Genomic DNA, 23,726 nt, shown 5'->3' with positions numbered 1-23,726 from the left:
CCCGCCCATGCCGCACACCGCTGAATTGAACTGGGTCGCCGGCGCCAGCGGCCTGGTGGGCCGCGCGCTGCTGGCCGAACTGGCGGGCCAGCCCGTGCTGGCCCTGCTGCGCCGGCCGGCGAGCGGGCTGCCTGCCACCGCAGGCCTGCAGACGGCCCGCGTGGACTACACGCAGCCCGGGTCCTTCGCCGCCCTGCCCGCCCCCACCCGCGTGTTCATCGCGCTGGGCACGACGATGGCGCAGGCCGGTTCGCGCGCGGCCTTCCGCGCCGCCGATCTCGACGCCGTCGTGACCGTCGCCCGCGCCGCGCGCGAGGCCGGCGCGACGCACTGCGGCCTGGTCTCCGCGCTGGGCGCCAGCACGCGCTCGGCGGTCTTCTACAACCAGGTCAAGGGCGAAGCCGAGGACGCGCTGGTCGCGCTCGGCTTCGAGCGCCTGGTCATCGCCCGGCCCTCGCTGCTGGATGGCGAGCGCGCGACGCTGGACCAGCCCCGCCGCAGCGCCGAGGCCTGGACGCTGAAGCTCGCGCGGCCGCTCGCCGGGCTGATCCCCGCCGCGTGGCGGCCGATCTCGCCGCGGCGCATCGCGCGCGCCATGCGGCTGGCGCTGGACGCTCCCGGCCCGGCCGTTCGCGTCATCGAGTCCGGCGAGATGCAGCAGCTGGGCGCATGAAGCCGGCGGCACGCACGGTGGCGGTAGCACCCGCCGAGGTCGACTTCTCCGACCCGCAGGCGCCGGCCTCGCCGCTCTTCGGCGATGTCTACCACTCGCGCGCCGGCGCGCTCGCGCAGGCCCGCCACGTGTTCGTCGCCGGCAACGGCCTGCCCGGCCGCTGGCAGGGGCGCGAGCGCTTCGTCGTGCTGGAAACGGGCTTCGGCCTGGGCCACAACTTCCTCGCCACCTGGGATGCCTGGCGGCAAGACCCGGCACGCTGCGGGCGGCTGGTGTTCGCCAGCGTCGAGAAGCACCCGCTGCACCGCGACGACCTGGCCCGCGCGCACGCCGCCAGCCCGCTGCCCGAGCTGGCCACCCAGTTGCTGGACCGCTGGCCACCGCTGACGGCCGGCCTGCACACGCTGAGCTTCGAGGGCGGCCGGGTGGCGCTGCTGCTGGGCCTGGGCGACGCGCGCGAGTTTCTGCGTGAGCTGGTGCTGGACGCCGATGCGCTCTATCTTGATGGCTTCGCGCCACAGCGCAACCCGGCGCTGTGGGACGAGTGGCTGCTGAAGAGCCTGGCCCGCCACGCCGTGCCCGGCACGACGGCCGCGACGTGGAGCATCCACCGACCGATGCGCAGGTCGCTGGCCGCGCTGGGCTTCGAGGTCGGGCTGGCGCCGGGTTTTGCCAACAAGCCCGAGATGACCGTCGCCCGCTTCGCGCCGCGCCACACGCCGCAGCGCCCGGCCGGCCGCGAAGCGCTGGCGCCGGGCGCGACGCACGCCGTCATCGTCGGTGCCGGCCTGGCCGGTGCGGCCTGCGCGCTGGCGCTGTCGCGCGAGGGCGTGGCCTGCACCGTCGTCGACGCGCTGGCCGCGCCCGCCCAGGCCAGTTCCGGCAACCCGGCGGGCCTGTTCCACGGCACGCTGAACCCCGACGACGGCCCGCACGCCCGCTTCAACCGCGCCGCGGCACTGGCCACGCAGGCGCTGCTGGCCGACCTGGCGCTGCCGCACCAGCGCGGCCTGCTGCGGCTGGAAACTCGCCTGGACCCGTCACGCATGCAGGCCGTGCCGGGCTATGTCGATGCGCTGGGCGCCGCCGAGGCGTCCGCCCGCGCGGGCGCGCCGCTGGCGCATCCGGCCTGGTTCTACCCCGGCGGCGGCGCGCTCGATCCGGCCGCCTACACGCGGGCGATGCTGCAGGCCAGTGGCGCCGCGCTGCGGCTGCACCGCCCCGTGGCCGCGCTGCGCGAGGACGGCGGCGGCTGGTGCCTGCTGGACGACGCCGGCCAGGTCATCGCCCGCGCGCCGCTCGTCGTGCTGGCCGGCGGCCACCGGCAGCTGCCCTTGCTGGGGACGGCCGGCGCCGGGCTGGTCGTGCAGCGCGGCCAGCTCAGCCACCTGCCGGACGCGCCATGGTGCCCCGCCGTGCCCGTGGCCGGCGAAGGCTATGCGATCGCCGACGGCCACGGCGGCGTGTGGTGCGGCGCGACCACGCACGACGGCGACCTGGCCCCCGCGCTGCGCGACGCCGACCAGGCCGACAACCTCGCGCGCTATGCACGCCTGGCCGGCCTGGCCGCGCCGCCGCAGGCGCCGCTTTCGGGCCGCGTGGCCTGGCGCCTCATCGCGCCGGACCGCCTGCCGCTGGTCGGCGGCCTGGCGGCCGACGGCCCCGGTGCCGACGCCGATCAACTGCGGCTGCGTCCGCGCCGACCCGGCCTGGTGGTCTGCACGGCGTTCGCGTCGCGCGGCATCACCTGGGCGGCGCTGTGCGGTCGCCTCACGGCCGCGCTGGCCCTGGGCTCTCCCCGGCCACTGGAGGCCGACCTGCTGGATGCCGTGGACCCGCTGCGCTTTTCGGTGCGCCGCGCGCGCCGCCCGGCGCACGCCGGTCGCTGAGCGCGGCAACTATTGCCGCTTTGCCGCGCCGGCCGGCCGTCCGCCAGCGGCCTGCGGCGGCACACTGCGCCGCGGTGCCGGCCTGCCGGCGTTTCTTTTTCCAGTTGGAGACGACGCATGAGCGGTTTGTTCGGTACGGCCAGCGGTGCACAGCGCCTGGCCACGGCATTGGGCGTGGCGCTGGTGGTGACGAGCGTGGGCGCGGCGGTGGCGTTCGCGGGCCTGGGCGCCGACGCCGGCGCGGCCAAGGCCTGGCTGGGCCTGAGCCTGGCCGTGGCCTGGGGGGCCGGCCTCTTCGCATGGCTGACCGCCGGCAGTGGTGGCGACCTGACGACCGCGACCGAGGCCGCGCAGGCGCTCGCCCGGTTCGACCTGACCCACGCCATCCCGCGTGGCGGCAGCGGCGAGGTGGGCCGCCTGCTGGGCGCCCTGGACGACACGCAGCAGGCCTTGCAGAAGCTCATCGGCGAGGTGCGCGGCGCGGCCGACAGCATCGGCACGGCCAGCGCGGAGATCGCCACCGGCAACCTGGACCTCAGCCAGCGCACCGAGCAGACGGCCAGCAACCTGCAGAACGCGGCCTCGTCGATGGCGGAGCTGACCGGCACCGTCAAGCAGACGGCCGACGCGGCGATGACGGCCAACCAGCTCGCCAGCTCGGCCGCCAGCGTCGCCCGCCGTGGCGGCGAGGTGGTGTCGCAGGTGGTGGCGACGATGGACGAGATCAGCCAGAGCTCGCGCAAGATCAACGACATCATCGGCGTCATCGACGGCATCGCGTTCCAGACCAACATCCTGGCGCTGAACGCGGCCGTGGAAGCCGCCCGCGCCGGAGAACAGGGCCGCGGGTTCGCAGTCGTCGCGGCCGAGGTGCGGTCGCTGGCCCAGCGCTCGGCCGGCGCGGCCAAGGAGATCAAGACGCTGATCGGTGCCAGCGTCGAGCGCGTCGACTCCGGCACGCAGCAGGTGCAGGCCGCCGGCACGACGATGGGAGAGATCGTCGCCAGCGTGCAGCGCGTGACGGACATCATCGGCGAGATCAGCGCCGCGGCGCGCGAGCAGAGCGAGGGCATCGCCGTCGTCAACGGCTCCGTCGTGCAGCTCGACCAGATGACGCAGCAGAACGCGGCGCTGGTGGAGGAGTCCGCCGCCGCCGCCGAGAGCCTGCGCGAGCAGTCGGCCCGCATGGCGGAGGTCATCGGCGTGTTCAGGCTCGCCGGCGGCGCGCGGCGCGCCGCCCCAGCCAAGGCCGCGGCGGCGCCAAAGCCCGCCGTGCAAAAACCCGCGGTGCACAAGCCGGCAGTGCAGAAAGCGGCAGCGCACGTCACCCGCCCGGCCGCCAGCACCATCAAGCGGCCCGCCGCCGTGCCCGCCCCTGCGCCTCAGGCTGCCGCGGCACCGGCACCGGCACGCAAGGCCGCAGCACCGGCGCCCGCAGACGACGGCGACTGGGAAACCTTCTGACGCTGGCGGCCTCGCGCCGCGACCGCATCAGCACGCCAGAGCCGGGTTCGCCCGGCTCTGCGCTTTTCGGCGCCCGGTTGTGAACCCGGGGCTTCCCGTCCCCAAGCGGAGCGACAGGGCGGCACTGCTGGCTGCACGGTGAGGTGACACGCATAGTCGCGCCCCGGCGCCGCACCGCGGGCCGCTGCCGCAGTACTCCAGCAGCCATCACCAACGACCGGAGTTCCCACCATGTTCCGAACCAGCCACCAGCTGACCCTCCTCGCCCTGGCCGCCCTCACCTCGGCGGCACAGGCGCAGGACGCCGCCCGCGAGGCGCAATTGCGCGCCGCCGCGCAAGGCTACGTGAAACAGTTCCCGGGTCTCAGCCTCGACGCCCAGGATCACAGCTACGAGGTGCGCGACATCGTCGTCGACGACGACGGCGCCGCGCACGTGCACCTGGACCGTCGCATCGGCGGCCTGCGCGCCATCGGCGCCGACCTGATCGTGCAGACCGACCGTTTCGGCAACCTCGCGACCATGCACCGCAGCGTCGCGCTGCTGCCCGCGCTGGCGACGTCCGCGCGCACGGCCCTCAGTTCGCTGGCCGCGATGAAGGCGGTGGCGGACGCCTTCCCCGGCGGTGTGGTCGGCAAGGGCGTGGAGCGCGTGGTCTGGGCCCGCGAGGACCAGCCGCGCATCGCCTGGGAAGTGCGCGTCAGCGGCGAGGCCGCCGACGGCACGCCGTACGAGAAGCACGTCATCATCGACGCCGACAACGGCCGGCAGCTCGACGTCTGGGACGACATCCACACGGCGGCGGCCAATGGCACCGGCAAGACGCTGTACAGCGGCAACGTCACGCTGACCACCAACAGCATCAGCGGCGGCTACGAGCTGCGCGACCCGACGCGCGGCAACACCTACACGATCAACCTGCGCAACGCCACCAGCGGCGGCAGCATTGCGACCGATGCCGACAACGTCTGGGGCAACAACGCGACGAGCGACACCAACAGCGCCGCCGCCGACGCCCAGTACGGCACCGCCGTGACCTGGGACTACTACAAGAACGTGCACGGCCGCAACGGCATCGCCAACAACGGCACCGGCGCCTACAACCGCGTGCACTACAGCACCCGCTACAACAACGCGTACTGGTCGGACTCCTGCTTCTGCATGACCTATGGCGACGGCGACGGCACGTCGATGAAGCCGCTGGTGGCGCTGGACGTGGCCGGCCACGAGATGACGCACGGCGTCACGAGCCGTACCGCCGGCCTGATCTACTCGGGCGAGTCGGGCGGCCTGAACGAGGCCACGTCGGACATCTTCGGCACCATGGTCGAGTTCTACGCGGCCAACGGCAGCGACCCGGGCGACTACCTGATCGGCGAGAAGATCATGGTGGGCGGCGGCGCGCTGCGCAGCATGGTCAAGCCCAGCAGCGACGGCGGCTCGGCGGACTGCTGGTACACCACGCTGAAGAACCTGGACGTGCACTACAGCTCGGGCGTGGCCAACCACTTCTTCTTCCTACTGGCCGAAGGCACCAGCAGCAGCTACGGCACCAGCCCGACGTGCGTGTCCGGCAACACGCGCGTGGCCACGGGCTCGGGCACGCTGACCGGCATCGGCCGCGCCGCGGCGGCCAAGATCTGGTACCGCGCGCTGACGACCAAGTTCACGACGAGCACGACCTACGCCGCCGCCCGCAAGGCGACGATCACGGCCGCGCAGGAACTGGCCGCGACGCTGGGCACCGACTATTCCAGCAAGGTCGCCGCGGCCTGGACGGCGGTGGGCGTGAACTGACCCGGCCCGCCGCAAGGGCAAGGACAAGGGGCGCCGATGGCGCCCCTTTTTGTGATGCGGAGCCGCCTCAGAACGTCAACGTCCTGACGCCGCCGGCGCCGCCCCTCATTTCGCCCAGAAGGCAGACCTTCGCCCTGTGGCGCGCGAACACGCCCACCGTGACGACGCCGGGCCATTGGTTGACCTCGGTCTCGAAGGCCAGCGGGTCGGTGATGGACAGGCCGCGCACATCGAGGATGTGGCCGCCGTTGTCGGTGAGCACGCCGGCGCGCAGCGTTGCCTGGCCGCCCAGCGCCGCGAAGCGCCGCGTAAGCTGCGCGGCGGCCATCGGGATGATCTCGACCGGCAGCGGGAAGGCACCCAGCGTCTGCACCAGCTTGGATTCGTCGGCGATGCAGACGAAGCGCTCGGCCAGGTCGGCGACGATCTTCTCGCGCGTCAGCGCCGCGCCGCCGCCCTTGACCATGCAGCCCTGGCCGTCGATCTCGTCGGCGCCGTCGATGTAGACACCCAGGCCCGTCACCTCGCCCGCGTCCAGCACGTGGATGCCATGCCGTTGCAGCCGCTGCGTGGAGCGCTCGGAGCTGGACACGGCGCCGGCCACGGCCAATCCCGTCTCTGCGATCCGCGCCGCGAGCGCATCGATGAAGCAGTCCACCGTGGAGCCGGTGCCGACGCCGATGATCTGGCCGGCGGGGACGTAGTCCAGGGCCGCGCGGCCGACGAGGTGCTTGAGCTGGTCTTGGTTCATGGCCGCAATTTTGCGGGATCGGAGCGGGCGGGCCCGCGCCGACCCGCCGCGCTCATTTCATGACCACCCGGCTGGCCGCCGAATCCACGGCGATCCGGCGCTGGGCGTCCCAGGTCGTGAAGCGGACCTCGACCACGTCGCCTCGCTTGAGCCCGCCGACGGCGTAGCGGCTGCTGGCGCCGTCCTGGCGCAGGCGCACGGTCTGCGTGTCGCCGCCGTTGACGCTGTAGTGCACGTCGGCCCAGCCGGCGGACGTGGCCGCGAACTCCAGCGTGCTGGCGCCGGTCTGCGTGGTCGCGGTGATTGCGGCCGCCGCCTTGGCGACTTCCGTGACGGGCGCGCGCACCTTCAGCGTGCTGCCCGTGCCCGAGTCCCAGATGATGTCGTCGAAGGCGATCTGGAACTCCGCACCCGGCAGCGCGCCGTCCACGCTGAAGAACTGGAACAGGTCCAGCATGGACTGCAGCGCGATCAGCGGGCCGGCGATCTCGGCCACGGGGATGGTCGCCGTGCCCCAGTCGCCGTTGCGCACCAGGCCGTAGGCGGTGGTGTTGGCCGGGAAGGTCACCGCGCTTTGGTTGGTGTAGGTGTCGTAGATGCCGATCTTGAACGCGACGTTGGCGGGTGCCTTGATCTTCAGCTTGATGTGGCCGTTGCGGAAGCCGCTCATGTCGTGCACCTGGCGCGACTGGATGCTGCCGCCGAACCACTGGCCCGGCGCGAAGTAGCGGAAGGCCAGCACATTCGTGCCCTCGAACGGCGCGATGTCGCCGGCGGTCATGGAGCCCTGGTTCCAGATGAAGACGTCTGCGGATACACCCGGCACCTGCCCGTTGTTGACCGGCGTCAGGTCGGTGAAGACACCGAACTTGCCGACCTCGGGCTGCGTGCCCACGCCCAGCTTGACCTCGCCCAGGCCGTCGAGCTCGTAGATGCGCACGTAGTCCACGTACATGGTGGCTGGCAGCGGTGCGGTGATCTGCGCCGGCGTGGCTGCAGGCGTGAAGTTGCCGCCCACCGCCAGGTTCAGCAGCAGGTAGAAGGGCTCCTTCAGCGCGGGCGAGTTGACCGCGAGCGGCGCCTTGTACATGTCCACCTCGCGGCCGTTGTCGACGACGGTGAAGCGCATCTGCGTGTCGGTCCAGTACAGGCGGTACAGCACGAAGCGGTTCGCCAGCGAGCGGCTGGGCGTGTACCAGTTCTTGTTCTGCCAGGCGGTGGAGCCGGCGCAGCTTTCGTTGCCGGGCACGCAGGCGTCCTGCTGGAACGTGATGACGTTGGCGCCGACGAACTGGTCGGGCGAAACCGCGGGCATGCCCGCCGGCTGGCGGCCGCCCATTTCCATCATGTCGATCTCGCCGTTGCGCGGCCACGACTGCGGGCTGGTGCCCAGCAGCCATGCGGCCGGCCACAGGCCGATGCCGACCTGCGGCGTGGCGATGCGCATCTCGACCATGCCGTACTTGACCTGCACCTTGCCGGACGAGTTGATGCGCCCGGACGTGAAGGCGTTGCTGCCCACGGTCTCGCGCCGCGCCGTGATGGCCAGCGCCCGCGTGCCGGGCTCGAAGGGCACGCTGGCGATGCCGACGTTGCCCGGTCGGTAGTACTGCAGCTCCTGGTTGCCGTAGCCGCACAGGCCGATCTGGCAGCCGTTGCCGTCCATGGCGGTCCACAGGCTGGTGTCCAGGCTCGCGCCGTTGAACTCCTCGGACCACAGCAGCCGGCCGATGACCGGGCTGGTCACGCTGGCCGAGGCGGCCAGGCTGCACGCGGCCAGCAGGCCGCCGACGACGGCGCGCATCCAGGCGCGCGGGGAAGTGGGTTGTTGACGCATGGCGTTCATCCTTGCTGGCTGGCGTTGGCTTGCTGGGCGGTCTTGCGGCGGCTGGCGGCGGCGACAAGCAGCACGCCCGCGCCCAGCAGGCCGAAGCTGGCCGGCTCCGGCACGGCGGTGACGGTGATGCGCGCGGCCGGCAGGCCGGTGAACTGGGTCGTCACCTCCTGCCAGGCGCCGGCGCTGTTGGTGTAGGCCCAGTTGGCCGTGTAGTCGTCGGTGCCGCTCTGCCAGGAGCCGGAGAAGCCGTTGTCGGCCACGGCCGCCAGCCAGTAGGTGCCGGCCGCCAGCGTCCAGCCGGTGGGCGTGAGCAGCGAGTTGGCCGTCGGGTTGGCGAGGTGGCTGCTGTACAGCCAGGCAGCACCCGTGGGCACGGCGCCCTGGCGGGCCAGGATGCCCAGCGTCACGCCGCCCAGGCCGTCGATGGACGTGAGGATGGACTGGATGGTCGTGGCGCTGCTGAGCGTGAACGGGATGGCCACGTCCTGGCGGCCCGAGGCGCTCTGGTAAAGCAGCGACGGCCAGCCGTCCACGGCGTCGCCCGGGCCGAAGGAGTCGAGCACCACGGTCTGCGCGTGCACGTGGGCGGTCAGCCCGCACAGCAGCAGCGCGGGCAGGGTCATCAGTCGTTGGGGGTGGAAATTCATGCGGATGTCTCCATGGATGCGCCGCCCTGGCCGGGCCGGCGCATGCGTGCGAAAGGTGGCAAAGAAGCGGGTCGGCCGGCGCTCAGGCGCGGCGGCGGCGGGCGAGGACAGCCAGCGCGCCCAGGCCGGCGATCAGCATCGCGACGCTGGCCGGTTCGGGCACGGCCGTGGTCAGCGTGAGCTGGATGTCGTCGATGTAGACGGCGTTGGCGCGGCCGTCGAGCAGCGGGCCCACGGCCGTGCTCATCTCCAGGAACACCGACGTCGCACCGGCGGGAATGGCGCCGGCCTGGAAGCTGATCTGCGTCCAGCCGCTGGCGTTGATCGCGCCCTGGAAGAACTGGTTGCCGCTGTCCGCCAGGATGCCGCCGGGGCCGACATAGCGCAGTGCGAACAGGATGTTGCCCGTGGTGCCGACGTCGCCCATGGCCCAGAAGCTCAGCATCGGCGTGTCGCCCACGTTGGCCGCGGTGAGCTGCGGCAGGCCGCCGTGCGCCGACGAGTCCTGGAACAGCGTGGAGGCACCGAAGCCGGCAGGCACGGTCAGCAGCGCCGAATGCGCGCCGGTGTGGGCGACGTTGGACAGCAGCGCCGGGCTGCCGGTGGGCGCCGCCAGCCAGCCCGCGGCGAAGTAGGCGGGGTCGGTCGCGGCGGTTTCGAAGCCGCCGTTGGCAATGCCGTTGGTGGTGTCCGCACCGGCAAGCCCGGTGAGACCCGCGAGCGCAAGGGTGGCGAAGGTCGCCTTCAGGGTCAGCATGTCGTCTCCTTTGGTTTTGGAAGGGATCTGTGTCCCGGCACCAGGCGACGACGAACTGCAAGCCGGTCGCCCGGCACTGAAAGCGCTTTCTGAAAGCGCTTTCAGTGCCGGGCGGACCATAGGACCGCCCCGGCACGCTGTCAATGTGGGCTGCCCTCGGTCACCGCCAAGCCGCTACCGATGAACTAGGGGGGAGAACGGTTGCCGGGCCCGCCGGCCCGCAACCGCAGCCGTCAACCGCGGCGCTTCTGGACGGCGGCCGCCAGCTCGCGCAGCAGCGGCTCCGTCTGCGCCCAGCCCAGGCAGGCGTCGGTGATGGACACGCCGGGCTTCAGGTCGGCGCGGGTCTGCCCTTCGGCCAAGTCCTGGCGGCCGGGCTGCAGGTGGCTTTCGATCATGACGCCGGTGACGCGGCGGTCGCCACTGGCGATCTGCGCGGCCACGTCGCGGCCCACGTCGACCTGACGCTCGTACTTCTTGCTGGAGTTGGCGTGCGAGAAGTCGATCATGACCTGCTCGCGCAGGCCCGAGGCCTTCAGCGATTCGCAGGCCGCGTTGACCGAGGCCGCGTCGTAGTTGGGCGCCTTGCCGCCACGCAGGATGACGTGGCAGTCCTCGTTGCCGCGCGTCTCGAAGATCGCGGCCGTGCCCATCTTGGTCATGCCCATGAAGGCGTGTGCCGAACGCGCGGCCAGCACGGCGTCGCTGGCGACCTTGACGCCGCCGTCGGTGCCGTTCTTGAACCCGACCGGGCAGGACAGGCCTGAGGCGAGCTGGCGGTGGCTCTGGCTCTCGGTCGTGCGCGCGCCGATGGCGCCCCAGGCGATCAGGTCGGAGATGTACTGCGGCGACAGCAGGTCCAGGAACTCCGTGCCGGCCGGCAGGCCCAGGCTGCTGATGTCCAGCAGCAGCTGGCGCGCCAGGCGCAGGCCTTCGTTCATGTGGAAGCTGCCGTCCAGGCGCGGGTCGTTGATGTAGCCCTTCCAGCCCACCGTCGTGCGCGGCTTCTCGAAATACACGCGCATGACGATCAGCAGATCGCGCTTGAGTTCATCGCGGGCGACCTTGAGCAGGCGGGCATAGTCCATCGCCTGGTCATGGTCGTGGATGGAGCAGGGGCCGACGATGACCAGCAGCCGGTCGTCGCGGCCGTGCAGCACGTCGCTGATCTGCTGGCGCGACTGCTCGACCAGTTCCAGCGCGGCGTCGGGCACGGGCAGTTCCTCGAACAGCAGCGCCGGGCTGATCAGCGCGCGCACGGCACCGATGCGGGTGTCGTCGGTGCGCGTGATGTCGTGGGTGGCGTCGCGGGAGCCGCTTTCGTGATCCAACAGGCGGGCGTGGTGGGGGGCGTCCAAAGGTTTCATCGCAGGGCTCCAGGCAAGCCCGCTATTTTCACCGCTTGGCCACGGCCGCGCACACGGCCAGCGCAGAGAGCCCGAATCCCGCCAGCGCCAGCGGCGCCAGCCGCTCGCCCAGCACCACGAAACCCATCAGCGCCGACACGCCCGGGATGAGGAAGAACAGGCTCGCCACCCGGCCCGCCTGGCCGCGGCGGATCATGATGAACATCAGGCTGAACGCGCCGATGGAGTTCACCAGGCCCAGCCACAGCCACGCGCCGATCAGCTCCGGCCCCCAGGCGATGGCGAAGTGCTCGGTCGGCCCGGCCACCGCCGCGACCGCCAGCGCAGAGACGGCCATCTGGATGCCGGCGCCGCTGCGCAGGTCCATGTGGGCGCAAAAGCGCTTCTGGTACAGCGTGCCGGCCACCAGGCCCAGCAGGCCTGTGCCCGCGGCCGCATAGGCGGGCCAGGCGCCACCGAGCGGCTTGTCGGCGACCACCAGCGCCACACCGGCCAGGCCGCCCAGCAGCCCCGCGCCCTGGCGCAGCGTCAGGCGCTCGGCCAGCCACAGGTGCGCGCCCAGCGCCGTCGCCAGCGGCATCAGGCCGATCAGCAGGCCGGCGATGCCGGCGCTCAGCCCCCACTGCAGCGCGAAGTAGATGCAGGAGAAATGCAGCACCTGCATCAGCCCGCCCACGGCGGCCAGATGCCCCCAGTCCGCGCGTTTGCGCGGCCACGGCGCGCCGGTGGCCAGCGCCACGGCCAGCAGCACGACAGCGGCCAGGCCGAAGCGCAGCGTCAGCAGCGTCAGCGGCCCGGTGTGCGGCAACGCCAGCTTGCCGGCCACGTAGCCGCTGCTCCACAGCACGATGAAGACCAGCGGCAGGCTGGACGCGGCCGCGGTGGCCAGCAGCCGCTCGAACACGCTGGGCTGGAAGGACCGCGCCGGCAGACAGGGCGACGACAAGGTGGACATGGCAACTCCTTGAACAGGCAGGCCGCCACTCTAGAAATCAACCAATCAAGACACAATCCAGTCAAAAGTCGATTCAGAGTTTCCAAACGGAGCACAACGTATGGGCCGCCTCGAAGACCTGCAAGCCTTTGCCCGCGTCGTCGACGCGCGCGGCTTTTCCGGCGCGGCCCGGCTGCTGGGCACCACCAAATCCGCCGTCAGCAAGCAGGTCGTGCGGCTGGAAGACCAACTCGGCACGCGGCTGCTGCACCGCACGACGCGCAGCGTCAGCCCCACGGCCGAAGGCCGCGCCGTCTACGACCGCGCGCTGCGGCTGCTGGACGAGGCGCTGGCGCTGGAGACCGAGCTGGCCGGTCGCCGCTACGAGCCGCGCGGCGTGCTGCGCATGTCGGTGTCCACCGCCTTCGGCAACCTGCAGTTCACGGCGCTGATGGCCGAGTTCTGCGCCCGCCACCCGCAGCTGGACGTGGTGCTGGGGCTGAACGACCGCTACGTGGACCTGGCCGAGGAAGGCTTCGACGTGGTGCTGCGGCTGACGAACAAGCCGTCGGACGGGCTGGTGGCGCGGCGCCTGGCGGCCATCCGCTTCGTGCTGTGCGCGTCGCCGGCCTATCTCGCCGCGCAGGGTGAACCGCAGGCCGTCCCGGACATCGGCGGCCACCGCTGCCTGCGCTTCGGCTACCTGCAGTCGCCGGACCGCTGGCGCTTCAAGCACGCGGCGCTGGGCGAGGCGGAGGTCGAGACGCGCGGCGCGCTGCGCTTCGAGAGCGGCCTGACGGCCAACAGCAGCGAGTCGCTGCGCGTGGCCGCGCTGGCCGGCATGGGCCTGGCCGTGCTGCCAACGTACGCCATCGGCGCCGACCTGCGTGCCGGCAGGCTGCGCGCCGTGCTGCCCGACTGGCAGCCGGTGGGCGGCCTGGCAGACGCCGACACGCTGTACGCCGTCTACCTGCCCAACCGGCATGCGGCGCCCAAGGTGCGCGCGCTGATCGACTTCATGCTGGAGAAGATGGGCGAGGTGCCGCCGTGGGATCGTGACGAGGTCGCCTGAGAGAATTGCCGGCTATGCCGTTGATCCCCTACGCCCTCACCCGCCCCTTCCTGTTCGGCCTGGACCCCGAGCACGCGCACGAGCTGACGCTGAACGGCATCGCCCGGCTGCAGAACACGCCCGCGCAGGCGCTGTGGTGTGGGGAGCGCATCAGCGACCCGGTCACGATCGCCGGCCTGCGATTCCCCAACCGCATGGGCCTGGCCGCCGGGCTGGACAAGAACGGCCGCTGCATCGACGGCCTGGGCGCGATGGGCTTCGGCTTCATCGAGGTGGGCACCGTGACGCCCAAGGGGCAGCCCGGCAACGACAAGCCGCGCATGTTCCGCCTGCCCGAGGCCAATGCGCTGATCAACCGGCTGGGCTTCAACAACGAGGGGCTGCAGAGCTTCATCGCCAACGTGAAGCGTGCGCACAGCTTTCGCAAGGCCGGCGGCATCCTGGGGCTGAACATCGGCAAGAACGCCGCCACGCCCATCGAGCAGGCGGCCGACGACTACCTGCTGGGGCTGGAGGGTGTGCACCCGCATGCCGACTACATCACCGTCAACATCTCCAGCCCCAACACCAAGAACCTGCGCGCGCTGCAGAGCGATGCCGCGCTGGACGCGCTGCTGGGCGCGCTGCAGCAGCGCAAGCAGCAGCTGGACGCGCAGAGCGGCCGGCGCGTGCCGATGTTCGTGAAGATCGCGCCGGACCTGGAAGAAGACCAGGTCGCCGTCATCGCCCGCACGCTGACGGCCAACGGCATCGCGGGCGTGGTCGCCACCAACACCACCATCGCGCGCGACGCCGTGCAAGGCCTTGCGCACGCCAACGAAACCGGCGGCTTGTCGGGCGCGCCGGTGTTCGAGGCGAGCAACCGCGTCATCCGCCTGCTGCGCGCGGCGCTGCCCGCCGGCTATCCCATCATCGGCGTGGGCGGCGTGTTGAGCGGCGAGGACGCGCGCGCGAAGATCGCGGCCGGCGCCGACCTGGTGCAGGTCTACACCGGCCTCATCTACAAGGGCCCGGCCCTGGTCAGCGACTGCGCGCGGGCCCTGGCCCGGCGCTGACGCCGCGCCCGCCGGCGCCACGGGCATCGCGCCGCGCAGGCAGCCCGATTGCCGCCGCCGATGCACCTGCCGCAGCCCCTGGAGAACCGCCATGCGCCTCGCCGCCCTGCTTCTTTGCACCGCCTGCCTCGCCGGCTGTGCCACGCCCGACCGTGACGCCCGGCTGACCGCCGGCGCCAGCCGCGAGGCCGACGTGATGGCCTTGTACGGCCAGCCCCGGCGCATCTGGCCCGAGACCGACGGCGGGCGGACGCTGGAATACTCCAGCCAGCCGATGGGCAAGCACTGCTACATGGTGCGGCTGTCGGGCGACGGCCGGCTGGTGAGCGTGGAGGACACGCTGACCCCGGCCGCCCGCGCCCGCATCGTGTCCGGCATGACGCCCGAGCAGGTCAGCCGCCTCCTCGGCACCGAACGCAGCCGCGTGCTCTACCGCAACAGCGGCGAGGACGTCTGGGACTGGACCATCGAGCCCGACCAGCCCGGCAGCTACGGCCTGCGCTTCAACGTGCACTTCAAGGACGGCGTCGTGCTGCGCACCTCGCAGAGCATGGTGTTCCGAGACCGGCGCTTCCCGGGTCTGGACGACTGAGGCGACCTCGCCGGCACCCGCAGTTCAGGATGGCCGGCGGCGGCGAGACACGACGACACCGATGACGCCCAGGCCGGCGGCCAGCAGCGCGTAGGACTCGGGCTCGGGGACCGGCGTCGCCGTAGCGGCCGAGTTGAGCGAATACGCCGCCGCGCCGGTGGCGAAACCGAACACCGAGTAGTAGTAGTCGCCCGCGGCCAGTGACAGCGAGTTCACCGTGGGTGCGCCGCCGTAGGTCCAGGCGCCCAGGCCGACGTCGTCCGCCGTGCCGACCTGGCCGTCCAGGCCCACGCCGAACAGGCTGTAGGTGCCCGAGCTGATGGCGCCCAGCGAGCTCACGCTGCTGGCGACGTCCGACTGCACGCCCAACGAGAACGAGTAGGTGTCGAAGATGACGCCCCCCGCGGTGACGCCAAAGGCGCTTTCGAGCAGCGAATGCTCGCCCCAGCCGAGGTCCGCAGCCTGGCTGCCCAGTGTGGTCAATGCGACCAAAGAGGCGGCGGTGATGGTTTTCAACTTCATGGCATGGCTCCTGACACGACGGTCAAGATCAACCGCCGAAGTCATTGTGCGGCGCAGCAAATTGAAGAACAGGCCTCGCCACCCTTCGTGCTAGGGAGGCCGCCGGCCCATCTTGTAGCGGGGTGTTAACCCGGCGCTCACCCTGTCAGTTCTGCACCTGGATGGGGTGTTTTATGACGCGGTGTTGCGACGCCCGTCACGTGGCCGAGAGCTGCGCCACCTTCTGCAGGCCATCCACCGCCTTGCCCTTGCGGGCGCGCTTGCCCGCGTGGGCCGCGAGCGACTGGTTCTTCAGCAGCTCCTCGCGCGGCTTGCCGCCGCGGCCGCTGCCCAGCACGCGCAACTGCGTCGTGAAGCAGGCGACGGACACAACGCTGTCCTTGGCCTCCAGGTCCATCAGCATCAGGCCCTTGCCGCCCTTGGGCTGGTGCTTGAGCTCGTCCAGCGGGAACGTCAGCAGCCGGCCCTGCGCGCTGAGCACGCCGAGTTGCAGCGCGACGGCGTCGCCCGGCACGGCCGCGAGCAGCGGCGCCTCGCCGGCGTCCAGTGCGAGGAAGGTCTTGCCTGCCTTTTGGCGGCCCACCAGGTCGCCCAGTTGGGCGATGAAGCCGTAGCCGGTCGTGCCGGCCATGACCAGACGCTGCGTCGGCGCGCCGGCCACGTAATGCGCGATCTGCGAGCCGGGCTCCAGCTCGATCAGCGTCGTGATCGGCTGGCCGTCGCCGCGGCCACCCGGCAGCGCCGACACCGGCGCCGAATACACACGGCCGTTGCTGCCCATGACGATGAGCGGGTCCACGCTGCGGCAGCGGAACGCGCCCCACAGCGCGTCGCCGGCCTTGAAGGTCTGCGCCGCGATGTCCACCTCGTGGCCCTTCAGTGCCCTTACCCAGCCCTTCTGGCTGACGATGACCGTGACCGGCTCGTCGACGATCCGGACCTCGGCGGTGACACGCTTCTCGGCCTGGATCAAGGTGCGGCGGTCGTCATCGTATTGCTTGGCGTCGGCCTCGATTTCCTTGATGACGGTGCGCCGCAGCGCGGTGGTGGAGCCGAGGATGTCTTCCAGCTTGGCGCGCTCGTCGCGCAGCTTGGCCAGCTCCTGCTCGATCTTGATGGCCTCCAGGCGCGCCAGCTGGCGCAGGCGGATCTCGAGGATGTCCTCGGCCTGGCGGTCGCTGAGCTTGAAGTGTTCGATCAGGGCCGGCTTGGGCTCGTCCGACTCGCGGATGATGCGGATGACCTCGTCGATGTTCAGCAACACCAGTTGCCGGCCTTCCAGCACGTGGATGCGGTCGTTGACGTGCGCCAGGCGGTGCTCCGTGCGGCGGCGCACCGTCGTCTGGCGGAAACCCACCCACTCGACCAGCACCTCGCGCAGGCTCTTCTGCGTGGGGCGGCCGTCGTCGCCAATCATGGTCAGGTTGACCGACACGCTGCTCTCCAGGCTGGTGTGCGCCAGCAGCGTGTTGATGAGGTCCTGCTGTTCGACGGTGCGGCTCTTGGGCTCGAAGACGATGCGCACGGCAGCGTCCTTGCTGGACTCGTCGCGCACGCCGTCCAGCACGGCCAGCAGGCCGGCCTTGAGCTGCAGCTGCTCGGCCGACAGCGTCTTCTTGCCGGCCTTGACCTTGGGGTTGGACAGCTCCTCGATCTCCTCCAGCACCTTCTGCGCACTGGTGCCGTGCGGCAGCTCGGTGACGACGAGCTGCCACTGGCCGCGGGCCAGGTCCTCGATCTTCCAGCGCGCGCGCACCTTGAGGCTGCCACGCCCCGAGGTGTACGCCGACCGGATGTCGTCGGACGCGCTGATGAGCTGGCCGCCGCCGGGGAAGTCCGGGCCGGGGATCTTCTCGAACAACTCGTCGTCGCTCGCCTTGTCGTTCTTGAGCAGCAACACGGCCGCTTCAGCCACTTCGCGCAGGTTGTGGCTGGGGATTTCGGTCGCCAGGCCCACGGCGATGCCGCTGGCGCCGTTGAGCAGCACGAACGGCAGGCGGGCCGGCAGCTCGACGGGCTCCTGCAACCGGCCGTCGTAGTTGGTGCGGAAGTCCACCGTGCCTTCGTCGATCTCGTCGAGCATCAGGCGGGCGATGGGTGCCAGCCGCGCTTCCGTGTAGCGCATCGCCGCGGCGCCGTCGCCGTCACGGCTGCCGAAGTTGCCGTGGCCGTCGATGAGGGGGTAGCGCAGCGAGAAGTCCTGCGCCATGCGCACCAGCGCGTCGTAGACCGACTGGTCGCCGTGCGGATGGAAGTCGCCGAGCACATCGCCCACGACCTTGGCGCCCTTCACGGGCTTGGCACCGGAGTTGCCGGTCCAACCCAGGCCCAGCAACTGCATCACGTGCAGGATGCGGCGCTGCACGGGCTTCTGGCCGTCGGAATAGGTCGGCAGCGCACGGCCCTTGACGACGCTGAGCGCGTATTCGAGATAGGCCTGCTGGGCGTAGGCGGCCAGCGTCAGCGCGTTGCTGTCGTCGCCATGGGGGCCGCCGTCGGCGGGCGAGCTGAAGTCGATGGGGGTCTGGGAACTCATGGGTGCAGGGTCAGTCGCTGCGCGCGGGCCGGCTGGCCCTGCTGCAGCAAAGCCCAGTACAACTCGAGCACGAGATGCACATGGGCCTGGGTTTCGTCGATGTCGGGCACGCGGTTGCCAGCGCGTCGCACGGCGCCCTCGCCGGCATTCCAGGCCGCCAGCGCCGCGTCGATGCGGCCGAAACGGCGGATCAGGTCGGCCAGCATGCGGGCGCCGGTGTGGATGTTGATGCGGGGCTCGATGAGCCGTGCCGCGTCGGCGGGCGACGCATAGCGCGAGGCGGTGTCCGGCGTGATCTGCATCAGGCCCAGCGCGCCGCGTGGCGACACGGCGCCCTTCTGGTAGCCGGACTCCACGGCGATGACGGCCTTCAACAGTTCGGCGTCCACGCCATGCTTCTCGGCCGCCTCACGCACCCAGGGCTGCACGGCCTTGACCTCGGGGGCGATGTCCAGCCAGGTCAGCAGGGCGGTGCCGGCGTCGGTCTTGCCGGGCACGCGCTGCGTCAGCGGACCGCCGAGCACGGGGTTGAAACGCGCGTCAAGCCGGCTGGATGCGAAGTGCGCCACGCCGGCCGCGTCCACGAAGCCCCAGAGGTCAGCCCTGGCGGGCAGCCCGTACGCGAGCAGGAGCAGGCACAACCAGCGCGTCATGCGGCCTCCTGCCCCAGCGCGACACGCGCCTGGTATTCGCGGTCCAGCAGCGACATGACGATCAGCGAGTCGTAGCCGTCGGCGCCATCGGTCGTGACGCGCACGCTCTCGCGCAGCCGGCCTTCCTCGACGAAGCCTTCGCTGCGGTACAGCTCGAACGCGCGCATGTTCAGCGCCTTCACGTCCAGCCAGAAGCGGTGCGCCTTGAGCTGCGTGAACGCCATCGCCTTCAACTGACGCACCGCCGCCCGGCCCAGGCCGCGGCCCTTGGGCTGCAGCACCAGGCGCTTGAGCTCGACCGAGCCATTGGGGTTGCGGCAGCCCTGCAGGATCACGAAGCCGATACGTTCAAGTTCGTCACCCTCTTCAAGAATGAAGTGGCGCGAGTCGGGGAAGCGGATGGCGCCTTCATGCTGCGTGCGCTCCCACGGCGTGATGAACGGCAGGTTGGCGCCGTCCCGTTCCAGCGAGACGACCCAGTCCAGGTCGGACAGCATCGTGGGGCGCAGGCGCACGCTCATGGCGCCTCGAAACCGGCCAGCACCGCGACCACGTTGCGGCCGATGGCCTCGGTCGCGTAGCCGCCCTCCTGCACGAACAGCGTCGGCGCGCCGAAGGCGGCGATGCGCCGGCCCATGCGGCGGAACTCGGGCTCGTCGAGCTTGAAGTGGGAGATCGGGTCGCCGCCGTAGGTGTCCACGCCCAGCGAGACGATGAGCAGGTCGGGCCTGAACGCCGTCAGCCGCGCCAAGGCCTGCGCCAGCGCGGCGAACCAGTCGTCGTTGGCCACGCCCGGCGGCAGCGGGAAGTTGGCGTTGCAGCCCGCGCCCTCGCCCGCACCGGTCTCGTCGGCATGGCCGAGGAAGAACGGGAACTCGGTGCGCGGGTCGCCGTGCACGCTGGCGTAGAACACATCGGCGCGGTCGTAGAAGATGGCCTGCGTGCCGTTGCCGTGGTGGTAGTCCACGTCCAGGATGGCCACGCGCGCCAGACCGGCATCGCGTGCGGCCTGCGCGGCCACGGCGGCGTGGTTGATGAAGCAGTAGCCGCCGAAGAAGTCCGCGCCGGCATGGTGGCCCGGCGGGCGGGTCAGGCAGTAGGCCGCGCGCTGGCCGGCCAGCACCAGGTCCAGCGCCGTCAGCGACGCCTGCGCACCGGCATAGGCCGCCGTCCAGCTGCCAGCCGTCAGCGGCGTGCCGCTGTCCATCGAGTACAGGCCCATGCGGGCCGCGAAGCTCGCCGGCTCGACATCGCTGCGCAGCGTGCGCACGGGCCAGACGGCCGGGAAGGCATCGCCCTCGCCGCCCGTGGCCAGCCACTCGGCGTGCGCGCCCTCGATGAAGTTCAGATAACGCGCGGCATGCACGCGCGCCAACGGCGCAAGGCCGTGGTCGACCGGGGCCAGCACGTCGCCCAGCCTGGCCGCCTGCACGGCCTGCAGGATGTAGTCGGCCCGCGACGGCACCTCGAACGCCGGCACCAGCCGCCCACGGAAGAACTCATGCGTCGCCGCATGGGCCGCGTGCACCGCGTTGTAGACCGTCTGCATCAGATGTCGATCTCCACGGCGTCGCCGTGCAGTTCCATCAGCTCGCGGCGCGACGCGGCCTCGCCCTTGCCCATCAGCTTGTTGAAGGCCTCCACCGTGGCGCCGAAGTCCAGCTGCCCGTACTCGACGCGCGACAGGCGGCGCGTCTCGGGGTTCAGCGTCGTGTCCCAGAGCTGCTCGGCGTTCATCTCGCCCAGGCCCTTGAAGCGGCTGATGCTCCACGAGCCTTCGCGCGCGCCTTCCTTGCGCAGCTTGTCCAGCGTGGCGGTCAGCTCGCCGTCGTCCAGCGCGTAGAGCTTGGCGGCAGGCTTCTTGCCACGGGCCGGTGCGTCGATGCGGTACAGCGGCGGGCGGGCGACGAAGACATGGCCGGTCTCGACCAGCTTGGGAAAGTGGCGGAAGAAGAGTGTGAGCAGCAGCACCTGGATGTGCGAGCCGTCCACGTCGGCGTCGCTCAGGATGCAGACCTTGCCGTAGCGCAGGCCGGACAGGTCCGGCGTGTCGTTCGGGCCGTGCGGGTCCACGCCGAGCGCCACCGAGATGTCGTGGATCTCGTTGTTCTTGAACAGCAGGTCGCGCTCGACCTCCCAGGAGTTCAGCACCTTGCCGCGCAGCGGCAGGATGGCCTGCGTCTCCTTGTCGCGGCCCATCTTGGCGCTGCCGCCGGCCGAGTCGCCCTCGACGAGGAAGACCTCGTTGTGCAGCAGGTCGCGGCTTTCGCAGTCGGTCAGCTTGCCCGGCAGCACGGCCACGCCGGAGCCCTTGCGCTTTTCCACCTTCTGGCTGGCGCGCTGCCGCGTCTGCGCCTGCTTGATGACCAGCTCGGCCAGTTTCTTGCCGTGGTCCACGTGATGGTTCAGCCACAGCTCCAGCGCCGGCTTCACGTAGGCCGACACCAGCCGCAGCGCGTCGCGCGAGTTCAGGCGCTCCTTGGTCTGGCCCTGGAACTGCGGGTCCAGCACCTTGGCGGACAGCACGAAGCTGGCGCGCGAGAACACGTCGTCGGGCATCAGCTTGACGCCTTTGGGCAGCAGCGAATGCATCTCGATGAAGCCCTTGACGGCGCCGAACAGGCCGTCCTTCAGCCCCGACTCATGCGTGCCGCCGGCGACTGTCGGGATCAGGTTCACATAGCTCTCGCGCAGCGGCGCGCCGTCCTCCGTGAAGGCCACGCACCAGGCCGCGCCCTCGCCTTCGGCGAAGTTCTCGCTCTCGCCGGCGGTGGCGAAGCCCTCGCCCTCGAACAGCGGGATCAGCGGGTCGGCGTGCAGCGACTGCGCCAGGTAGTCGCGCAGGCCGGCCTTGTAGAGCCAGGTGATCGTCTCACCGGTCTTCTCGAACTTCAGCGTGACGGTCACGCCCGGCATCAGCACGGCTTTCGACCGCAGCAGGTGCACCAGCTCATGCCTGGGCAACTCGGCGCTCTCGAAATACTTGGCCTCGGGCCAGACGCGCACCGTCGTGCCCTGCTTGCGGTCGCCGCTCGTGGCGGGGCGGGTGACGACCTGCTGCACCACGTCGCCATGCTCGAAGGCGATGCCGGCCACCTGCTTGTCCCGCCAGACGGCCACTTCCAGCCGCCTGGCCAGCGCGTTGGTCACGGACACGCCCACGCCATGCAGGCCGCCCGAGAAGCTGTAGGCGCCGCCCGAGCCCTTGTCGAACTTGCCCCCGGCATGCAGCCGCGTGAAGACGATCTCGACGACCGGCACGCCTTCCTCGGGGTGCAGGCCGAACGGGATGCCGCGGCCATCGTCGGCGACGGACACCGAGCCGTCGGCATGCACCGTCACGTCGATGCGTTTGCCGAACCCGCCCAGCGCCTCGTCGGCGGCGTTGTCGATGACCTCCTGGATGCAGTGCAGCGGGTTCTCGGTGCGGGTGTACATGCCCGGCCGCTGCTTGACGGGCTCCAGGCCTTTCAGGACGCGGATGGAGGCTTCGCCGTAGGCGGCAGCGGCGGATGCAGTGGCGGGAGAGGACGACGGTCGGCTGGACATAGGGGCGGGATTCTATGCAGGGGGTCTCTGGCAGGCCGGCGCAGCCAGAGCGGCGTGCAGACCCGCAAACTCAGCGGCGCCAATTAGGACGGCGGCACGATGACGGTGCGCTGGCGCTTCCAGGTGCAGTGAATGAAGGCGGTGACAGGACACAAAGTCTGACAAGCGTCTGCCGTGAGGTCGGCCGTGCATTCGCTAGGATGCCCCGCCCTGCCGACCGCCGCCGTGGCGGCGACACTGCCCGCTCATGCCCCTGTCCCGTTTCCTCGTTGCGCTGGCCACCTTGCTGTGCGCCGCCACCTGCCTGGCCCAGCCCTACCAGGCCAGCGCGCCGCTCTCGTGGGAGTTGAAGAACGCCCGCTGGTTCGACGGCCAGAAGATCCAGCGCGGCAACCTGTATGTCGAGAACGGCGTCTTCGTCGCGAAGAAGCCGGCCAAGGTCAACCGCAAGATGGACATGCGCGGCCAGGTGCTGATCAACCCGCTCGCCGAGGCACACAACCACAACCTGCAGACCGCCTGGGGTTGGGGCCAGTACGCCGACAACTACATCGACCACGGCGTGCTGTACGCCGCCATGCTGTGCGGCGACCCGGACGGCGTGGCCGAGGTGCGCCCGCTGGCCGCCGCGCCCGCCGCGCCGGACATGAGCTTCGTGACGGCCTGCATCACCTCGCCGGACGGCTACCCGCTGGCCACGGTGCTCCCCCAGCCCAGCCCCGAGACAGCCGCGGCGCAGAAGCAACTGGTGCTGGTGGACAGCCCTGAACAGGCCAACGCGCAATGGCCCGCGATCAAGGCGCGCGGCGGCCAGTGGCTGCGCCTGGTGCTGGCCCACAGCGAACGACCCGAACTGCACCGCCAAACGCAGATGTTCGGCCGCCTGGGGCTGCGCCCCGACACGGCGGCCACGCTGACCCGCCTGGCCCATGCCGATGGCCGGCGCGTGGTGGCGCACGTCGAGACGGCCGCGGATTTCGACGCCGCGCTGGCCGCGGGCGTGGACGTCATCGGCCACCTGCCCGGCTATGCCAACACGCTGGACGAGGCGCCCGAGGTCTTCGCCATCAGCGAGGCTGCGGCCGCCCAGGCGGCGCGCCAGCGCACCGCCGTCATCACGACGACGGCCGCCACCGGCCTGTTCAAGCTGGAGCCCGCCGCGCTGGCTGCGCTGCGCGAGGTGCAGCGCACCAACCTCGCCCGGCTCCAGGCGGCGGGCGTGCAGTTGCTGATCGGCTCGGACGTCTTCATCGGCACGTCGCGCATGGAGCTGCATGCGCTGGACGCGCTGGGGCTGGAACGCGCGACGCTGCTGCGCCTGGCCACGCAGGACACGCCGCGGGCGCTGTTCCCCGGCCGCAAGCTGGGCTGTTTCGAGCCCGGCTGCGAAGCCAGCTTCCTCGTGCTGGGCGACGACCCGCTGGCCGACCTGGCCCAGGTCGACATGCCCATGCTGCGTGTCAAGCAGGGCCGGCTGCTGACCCGGCTGGCCGACGTCGCCGCCGCCAGCTCGCAGGCCGTCACCTCCACGGCCGATGCGCCCAAGGCCAGGGCGAAGAAAAAACCGCCCAAGGGCAAGGCCCAGGGCAAAGCGGCAAGCAAGACGAAGGCGCGCTGATTACAGTGCGCGA

The 23,726-nt window shown here is 71.1% G+C and carries 20 protein-coding genes; 8 read left to right on the top strand and 12 right to left on the bottom strand.

The window, feature by feature from the left end:
• The first annotated feature begins 7 nt into the window (after positions 1 to 7).
• From ACO07H_RS10990 to ACO07H_RS10975, 4 genes are all read left to right on the top strand, one after another.
• Positions 8 to 673, top strand: a complete 666-nt coding sequence (locus tag ACO07H_RS10990) for an NAD(P)H-binding protein (RefSeq protein ID WP_422013994.1) — start codon at positions 8 to 10, stop codon at positions 671 to 673.
• A complete protein-coding gene (mnmC, locus tag ACO07H_RS10985) occupies positions 670 to 2,562 on the top strand; it encodes an FAD-dependent 5-carboxymethylaminomethyl-2-thiouridine(34) oxidoreductase MnmC (RefSeq protein WP_422013992.1) in 1,893 nt (630 codons plus the stop codon). Before ACO07H_RS10990 ends, mnmC begins: the two co-directional genes overlap by 4 nt.
• Positions 2,563 to 2,679: 117 nt before the next feature.
• Positions 2,680 to 4,026 (top strand): methyl-accepting chemotaxis protein, encoded by a 1,347-nt coding sequence (locus tag ACO07H_RS10980; RefSeq protein WP_422013990.1) that lies wholly within the window; start codon positions 2,680 to 2,682, stop codon positions 4,024 to 4,026.
• A gap of 231 nt (positions 4,027 to 4,257) precedes the next feature.
• The gene (locus ACO07H_RS10975; protein ID WP_422013988.1) at positions 4,258 to 5,823 is read left to right on the top strand and encodes a M4 family metallopeptidase; all 1,566 of its coding nucleotides are present in this window, start codon (positions 4,258 to 4,260) and stop codon (positions 5,821 to 5,823) included.
• 67 nt (positions 5,824 to 5,890) lie between these two features.
• Here ACO07H_RS10975 and rpiA read toward each other — a convergent pair whose 3' ends face one another.
• From rpiA to ACO07H_RS10945, 6 genes are all read right to left on the bottom strand, one after another.
• Positions 5,891 to 6,574, bottom strand: a complete 684-nt coding sequence (gene rpiA / locus ACO07H_RS10970) for a ribose-5-phosphate isomerase RpiA (protein ID WP_422013986.1) — start codon at positions 6,572 to 6,574, stop codon at positions 5,891 to 5,893.
• Positions 6,575 to 6,626: 52 nt separating this feature from the next.
• Entirely contained in the window at positions 6,627 to 8,411 is a 1,785-nt protein-coding gene (locus ACO07H_RS10965) for a glycoside hydrolase family 16 protein (protein WP_422013984.1), read from the bottom strand.
• Positions 8,412 to 8,416: 5 nt separating this feature from the next.
• Complete coding sequence (locus ACO07H_RS10960) at positions 8,417 to 9,058, bottom strand: PEP-CTERM sorting domain-containing protein (protein ID WP_422013982.1); 642 nt, start codon at positions 9,056 to 9,058, stop codon at positions 8,417 to 8,419.
• Between the two features lie 82 nt (positions 9,059 to 9,140).
• The gene (locus ACO07H_RS10955; RefSeq protein ID WP_422013980.1) at positions 9,141 to 9,815 is read right to left on the bottom strand and encodes a PEP-CTERM sorting domain-containing protein; all 675 of its coding nucleotides are present in this window, start codon (positions 9,813 to 9,815) and stop codon (positions 9,141 to 9,143) included.
• A gap of 233 nt (positions 9,816 to 10,048) precedes the next feature.
• Positions 10,049 to 11,182: a 3-deoxy-7-phosphoheptulonate synthase gene (locus ACO07H_RS10950; protein WP_422013978.1), complete on the bottom strand. Its 1,134-nt coding sequence runs from the start codon at positions 11,180 to 11,182 to the stop codon at positions 10,049 to 10,051.
• 28 nt (positions 11,183 to 11,210) lie between these two features.
• A complete protein-coding gene (locus ACO07H_RS10945; RefSeq protein WP_422013976.1) occupies positions 11,211 to 12,137 on the bottom strand; it encodes a DMT family transporter in 927 nt (308 codons plus the stop codon).
• Between the two features lie 100 nt (positions 12,138 to 12,237).
• Between ACO07H_RS10945 and ACO07H_RS10940 the strand changes: the two genes are divergently transcribed.
• The 3 genes from ACO07H_RS10940 to ACO07H_RS10930 all read left to right on the top strand — a co-directional run bounded on the left by ACO07H_RS10940 (position 12,238) and on the right by ACO07H_RS10930 (position 14,835).
• Positions 12,238 to 13,188 (top strand): LysR family transcriptional regulator, encoded by a 951-nt coding sequence (locus ACO07H_RS10940; protein WP_422013974.1) that lies wholly within the window; start codon positions 12,238 to 12,240, stop codon positions 13,186 to 13,188.
• Positions 13,189 to 13,202: 14 nt separating this feature from the next.
• Positions 13,203 to 14,243: a quinone-dependent dihydroorotate dehydrogenase gene (locus ACO07H_RS10935; RefSeq protein WP_422013972.1), complete on the top strand. Its 1,041-nt coding sequence runs from the start codon at positions 13,203 to 13,205 to the stop codon at positions 14,241 to 14,243.
• 91 nt (positions 14,244 to 14,334) lie between these two features.
• Positions 14,335 to 14,835, top strand: coding sequence for an outer membrane protein assembly factor BamE (locus tag ACO07H_RS10930; protein WP_422013970.1), 501 nt, complete (start codon positions 14,335 to 14,337; stop codon positions 14,833 to 14,835).
• Positions 14,836 to 14,859: 24 nt separating this feature from the next.
• On the opposite strand, the gene ACO07H_RS10925 is transcribed toward ACO07H_RS10930, so the two are convergent.
• The 6 genes from ACO07H_RS10925 to ACO07H_RS10900 form a co-directional block, all read right to left on the bottom strand.
• Positions 14,860 to 15,357: an FxDxF family PEP-CTERM protein gene (locus ACO07H_RS10925; protein ID WP_422013968.1), complete on the bottom strand. Its 498-nt coding sequence runs from the start codon at positions 15,355 to 15,357 to the stop codon at positions 14,860 to 14,862.
• 196 nt (positions 15,358 to 15,553) lie between these two features.
• Positions 15,554 to 17,893: a DNA topoisomerase IV subunit A gene (gene parC / locus ACO07H_RS10920; RefSeq protein ID WP_422013966.1), complete on the bottom strand. Its 2,340-nt coding sequence runs from the start codon at positions 17,891 to 17,893 to the stop codon at positions 15,554 to 15,556.
• Complete coding sequence (locus ACO07H_RS10915) at positions 17,890 to 18,546, bottom strand: lytic transglycosylase domain-containing protein (protein ID WP_422013964.1); 657 nt, start codon at positions 18,544 to 18,546, stop codon at positions 17,890 to 17,892. Before ACO07H_RS10915 ends, parC begins: the two co-directional genes overlap by 4 nt.
• Positions 18,543 to 19,067 carry a GNAT family N-acetyltransferase gene (locus ACO07H_RS10910; RefSeq protein WP_422013962.1) on the bottom strand — a complete coding sequence of 175 codons (525 nt, stop codon included), beginning with the start codon at positions 19,065 to 19,067 and terminating at the stop codon, positions 18,543 to 18,545. Before ACO07H_RS10910 ends, ACO07H_RS10915 begins: the two co-directional genes overlap by 4 nt.
• Entirely contained in the window at positions 19,064 to 20,095 is a 1,032-nt protein-coding gene (locus ACO07H_RS10905; RefSeq protein ID WP_422013960.1) for a histone deacetylase family protein, read from the bottom strand. The genes ACO07H_RS10910 and ACO07H_RS10905 overlap by 4 nt, the downstream gene beginning before the upstream one ends.
• Positions 20,095 to 22,095 (bottom strand): DNA topoisomerase IV subunit B, encoded by a 2,001-nt coding sequence (locus ACO07H_RS10900; RefSeq protein WP_422013958.1) that lies wholly within the window; start codon positions 22,093 to 22,095, stop codon positions 20,095 to 20,097. Before ACO07H_RS10900 ends, ACO07H_RS10905 begins: the two co-directional genes overlap by 1 nt.
• Before the next feature lie 247 nt (positions 22,096 to 22,342).
• On the opposite strand from ACO07H_RS10900, the gene ACO07H_RS10895 reads away from it, so the two are divergent.
• Positions 22,343 to 23,713, top strand: a complete 1,371-nt coding sequence (locus ACO07H_RS10895; protein WP_422013956.1) for an amidohydrolase family protein — start codon at positions 22,343 to 22,345, stop codon at positions 23,711 to 23,713.
• Positions 23,714 to 23,726 lie beyond the last annotated feature (13 nt).

Source organism: Roseateles sp. (genome assembly GCF_965229315.1).
Taxonomy (GTDB): domain Bacteria; phylum Pseudomonadota; class Gammaproteobacteria; order Burkholderiales; family Burkholderiaceae_C; genus Pelomonas.
This window is presented reverse-complemented; position numbering and strand designations above follow the sequence as displayed.